This window comes from Herbaspirillum sp. YR522, from assembly GCF_000282575.1.
Classification (GTDB): domain Bacteria; phylum Pseudomonadota; class Gammaproteobacteria; order Burkholderiales; family Burkholderiaceae_D; genus Herbaspirillum.
In genome coordinates this window covers 1-4644 of record NZ_AKJA01000077.1, presented here as the reverse complement: position 1 = coordinate 4644, position 4644 = coordinate 1, and the positions used below count along the sequence as shown (strand labels likewise).

At 63.7% G+C, this 4644-nt stretch carries 5 protein-coding genes; all 5 read left to right on the top strand.

Annotated features, from left to right (window positions below; genetic code table 11):
* A partial coding sequence (locus PMI40_RS11525; protein ID WP_008115376.1) for a Sua5/YciO/YrdC/YwlC family protein occupies nucleotides 1–391 on the top strand: 391 nt, incomplete at its 5' end.
* 30 nt (nucleotides 392–421) lie between these two features.
* A complete protein-coding gene (locus PMI40_RS11520; RefSeq protein WP_008115375.1) occupies nucleotides 422–1084 on the top strand; it encodes a site-2 protease family protein in 663 nt (220 codons plus the stop codon).
* Nucleotides 1085–1106: 22 nt separating this feature from the next.
* Nucleotides 1107–2306 carry a tryptophan--tRNA ligase gene (locus tag PMI40_RS11515; protein WP_008115374.1) on the top strand — a complete coding sequence of 400 codons (1200 nt, stop codon included), beginning with the start codon at nucleotides 1107–1109 and terminating at the stop codon, nucleotides 2304–2306.
* Between the two features lie 152 nt (nucleotides 2307–2458).
* Nucleotides 2459–3337: a 4-hydroxy-tetrahydrodipicolinate synthase gene (dapA, locus tag PMI40_RS11510; protein WP_008115373.1), complete on the top strand. Its 879-nt coding sequence runs from the start codon at nucleotides 2459–2461 to the stop codon at nucleotides 3335–3337.
* A 57-nt stretch (nucleotides 3338–3394) separates the two neighbouring features.
* Entirely contained in the window at nucleotides 3395–4579 is a 1185-nt protein-coding gene (bamC, locus tag PMI40_RS11505) for an outer membrane protein assembly factor BamC (protein ID WP_008115372.1), read from the top strand.
* Nucleotides 4580–4644 lie beyond the last annotated feature (65 nt).

Here is a 4644-nt window from a genome sequence, read left to right as displayed (position 1 = left end):
CCCCCGCCAGTACCGGCTGCTCAAGGCGGCGACGCCCGGCGCCTACACCTTCATCCTGGAAGCGACCAAGGAAGTGCCGCGCCGGCTGTCGCACCCGTCGCGCAAGACCATCGGCCTGCGGGTGCCCGAGAACCGCATCGCCCACATGCTGCTTGAAGAACTCGGCCAGCCGCTGCTGGGGACCACGCTGATCCTGCCGCAGGACGAATTGCCGCTGACCAGCGCCGACGACATTCGCGCCAGCCTCGAAAAGCAGATCGACCTCATCATCGACAGCGGCGCCTGCAGCCTGGAACCGACCACCGTGATCGACCTGTCCGATGACAGCCAGGCGGTGCTGGTGCGCCAGGGCCGCGGGGATGCCGGCCCGTTCGGCCTGCAGGCTGGGTGAGTCGCGCCCGGCTCTGTTAGAATCGCGCCCATGAACGATCTCATCCAGACTGTCGCGGTGTATGCGCTGCCGGTTTTATTTGCCATCACCCTGCACGAGGCAGCGCATGCCTATGCAGCCAAGTTCTTCGGCGACAACACCGCCTATTCGATGGGGCGCATGAGCCTCAATCCGATACGCCACATCGATCCCTTCGGTACCATCCTGATCCCGGTGATGCTGTACTTCGCCACCAGCGGGGCTTTCCTGTTCGGTTACGCCAAGCCGGTGCCGATCAACTACGGGCACCTGCGCCGGCCACGGCGCGATTCGGCCTGGGTGGCATTGGCCGGACCCGGGGCCAATTTCATCATGGCGCTGATCTGGACCGTGGTGATCTATGCATTGGCCATCGGCGGCGTGCGGGAAGAGTTTTTCATGCTCATGGCCAAGGCCGGGGTGCTGACCAACCTGGTCATGTTCGCCTTCAACCTGTTCCCGATCCCGCCGCTCGACGGCGGTCGTATCCTCACCAGTCTCCTGCCCGTGCGCTATGCCTACAAGTTCGCTCAGATCGAACCGTACGGTTTCTTCATCGTCATGGCGCTGGTGCTGCTGAAGGTGATCTATACCTGGTGGATGGCGCCGGTGATGTACCTGGCCAGCGTGTTGTTGCAATTGATCACCTATCCGCTGACCTTGTTCTTCCACTGAACGACACCGCTAGCCAGCCGCCATGTACCCTGACCGCGTCGTCTCCGGCATGCGCCCCACCGGCGCACTGCACCTGGGCCATTACCATGGCGCGCTGAAGAACTGGGTACGCCTGCAGTCCGAGCAGCCCTGCCTGTTCTTCGTGGCCGACTGGCATGCCCTGACCACCCACTACGACGATCCTTCGGTCATCGAGGCCAGCACCTGGGAAATGGTGATCGACTGGCTGGCGTCGGGGGTGGATCCGTCGCAAGCGACCCTGTTCATCCAGTCGCGCGTGCCCGAGCATGCCGAATTGCACCTGTTGCTGTCGATGGCCACGCCGCTGGGCTGGCTGGAACGGGTGCCTACCTACAAGGACCAGCAGGAAAAACTGGCCGACCGCGACCTGGCCACCTACGGTTTCCTGGGCTACCCGCTGCTGCAGGCGGCCGACGTGCTGATCTATCGCGCCAGCGGCGTGCCGGTGGGCGAGGACCAGGTGCCGCACGTGGAAGTCATGCGCGAGATCGCGCGCCGCTTCAACCACCTGTACGGCAAGGAAAAGGGTTTCGAGGAAAAGGCCCGCGCGGCGACCAAGAAACTGGGCAGCAAGCGGGCCCGGCTGTACCTGGAATTGCGCACGCAGTTCCAGGAAAAGGGCGACGACGAAGCGCTGGCGCAGGCCAAGGCCATGCTCGACGACGCCCAGAACCTGTCGATGATCGACCGCGAACGCCTGTTCGGCTACCTCGAAGGCAGCCGCAAGCTGATCCTTTCCGAGCCGCAGGCCGTGCTGACCGAGGCGGCACGGCTGCCCGGCCTGGACGGCGCCAAGATGTCCAAGAGCTATGGCAATGCGATCGGGCTGCGCGAGCCGGCCGATTCGGTCACGCGCAAGGTGCGCACCATGCCGACCGACCCGCAGCGGGTGCGCCGCAGCGATGCCGGCGAACCTGACAAATGCCCGGTCTGGCAATTCCACCTCGTGTATTCGCCGCCGGAGGTGCAGCAATGGGTGCAGCGCGGCTGCCGCTCGGCCGGTATCGGCTGCCTGGAGTGCAAGCAGCCGGTGATCGATGCCATCTTGCAAGAACAGCAACCGATGCTGGAACGCGCCCAACCTTACCTGGACGACCCCTCGCTGGTGCGGGCGATGGTCGCAGACGGTTGCGAAAAGGCGCGCCGACTGGCCCAGGAGACCATGCGGGACGTGCGCGAAGCAATGGGGCTGGGCTATTGACCGGGCGCAACTGCGAGCGCATGAGGCCATCGGAAACGGGCATTTTTTTACCAACGGTTGCACCTGTGAGGGTGCCGACTTGACCTCTGCTGGCGTCTATCCGCTACAATCAGTCTTTTCTTCCCGATCCAACCTTCAAAAGCACGCACATCATGATCAAGGGTAGCATTGTTGCAATCGTCACTCCCATGCATCCGGACGGCAGCCTCGATTTCGACGGCCTGCGCAAGCTGATCGACTGGCACATCGCCGAGGGAACCGACAGCATCGTCATCGTCGGCACCACCGGCGAATCGCCCACCGTGTCGATGGAGGAGCACTGCGAACTGATCAAGATCGCCGTCGAGCATACCGCCAAGCGTATTCCGATCATCGCCGGCACCGGCGGCAATTCGACGGCCGAAGCCATCGAGCTGACCGCGTTTGCCAAGAAGGTGGGCGCCGATGCGTCGCTGCAGGTGGTGCCTTACTACAACCGTCCGACGCAAGAGGGCATGGTCCGCCATTTCACGAAGATCGCCGAGTCGGTCGACTTGCCGGTGATCCTGTACAACGTGCCGGGCCGCACCGTGGCCGACATGAGCAACGACACCATCCTGCGCCTGGCCCAGGTCAACGGTATCGTCGGCGTCAAGGACGCCACCGGCAACATCGCGCGCGGCACCGACCTGATCCGCCTGGCGCCCAAGTCGTTTGCCGTCTATTCGGGCGACGACGCCACGGCCATCGCCCTGATGCTCTATGGCGGCGCCGGCAACATCTCGGTCACGGCCAACATCGCGCCACGCGACTTGCACGAGCTGTGCGTCGCCGCCATGAGCGGCAACGTCGCGCGCGCCATCGAATTGAACAACAAGCTGCTGCCGCTGCATAACAAGTTGTTCGTCGAACCCAATCCGGTGCCGCTGAAGTGGGCCATGCAAGAGGTCGGCATGATCGGTCCTGGTATGCGCCTGCCGCTGGCGCCACTGGGCAGCGAGTTCCACGACACCGTGCGCGCGGCCTTGCGCGAGTCGGGTGTATTAAAATAACGGACTTGGCTTTCGGCCGTCTTCTGAAAAATCGAACCCGCTTTCAACAGTAACGATATGACTAATAGCAAGAACGCACGTCCCGTGGTTCGCACCGCGCGCAGCACCATCATCCAACGTACTGTCGTCGTCGCACTGGCGCTGGCCGGACTGGCGGGGTGTTCGTCCATCGGCAACATGCTCGAGGGCGACCGTATCGATTACAAGAGCGCAGAGAAGGCCCGTGGCCCGCGCCTGGAAGTGCCGCCCGACCTGACCCAGCTGCAGCGCGACAACCGCTACGCCATTCCCGAGTCGGGCAAGGGCGTGGCCACCGCTTCGGGCTACAACCTCGAGCAGCAGACCAAGCCGGTCAACGACGCCAGTGCGGTCGCCCCCAAGGGTAACGGCGCCGATATCCGCATCGAACGCGATGGTTCGCAGCGCTGGCTGGTGATCCAGCAGTCGCCCGACGCGCTGTGGCCGCAGATCAAGGACTTCTGGCAGGACAGCGGTTTCCTGATCAACGTCGAGTCGCCCGACACCGGCGTGATGGAAACCGACTGGGCGGAGAACCGCGCCAAGATCCCGCAGGACTTCGTGCGCAGTACGCTGGGCAAGGTGTTCGACTCGCTGTATTCGACCGGTGAGCGCGACAAGTTCCGCACTCGCCTCGAGCGCGGCCCCAACGGCAGCACCGAAGTCTTCATCAGCCATCGTGGCGCCGAGGAAGTGCTGACCGGTTCGGCCAAGGAAACCTCGGTGTGGACCGCGCGTCCTTCCGATCCGGGCCTGGAAGCCGAATTCCTGTCGCGCCTGATGGTGCGCCTGGGCGCCGAAGAGACCAAGGCCAAGGCGGCCGTGGCCAATGCACCGACCTTGCAGGCGCGCTCCAAGCTGCTCAAGACGGCCACCGGCTCGAGCGTGCAGGTCGACGAGAGCTTCGATCGTGCATGGCGTCGGGTCGGCCTGGCGCTGGACCGCGTGGGCTTCACCGTGGAAGATCGCGATCGCAGCAAGGGCGTGTACTTCGTGCGCTACGTCGACCAGAACCAGGACGCCAAGGACAAGAAGGAGGACGGCTTCTTCTCGCGTATCTTCTCCAGCTCCAAGGACAAGGAAAAATCCGCGGTCAAGTACCGTATCGTGGTCGCCGGTAGCGGCGATACCAGCAACATCGTGGTGCAGAACGGTGACGGCAAGCCAGAAGTCTCGGCCACTGCCGACAAGATCCTCGGCCTGCTCAACGACCAGTTGAAGTAAGTCCCGATGCAACTCCCCCACCGAGGCTGCCAATGAAGTTCGCCAGCCTCGGTAGTGGCAGGGAA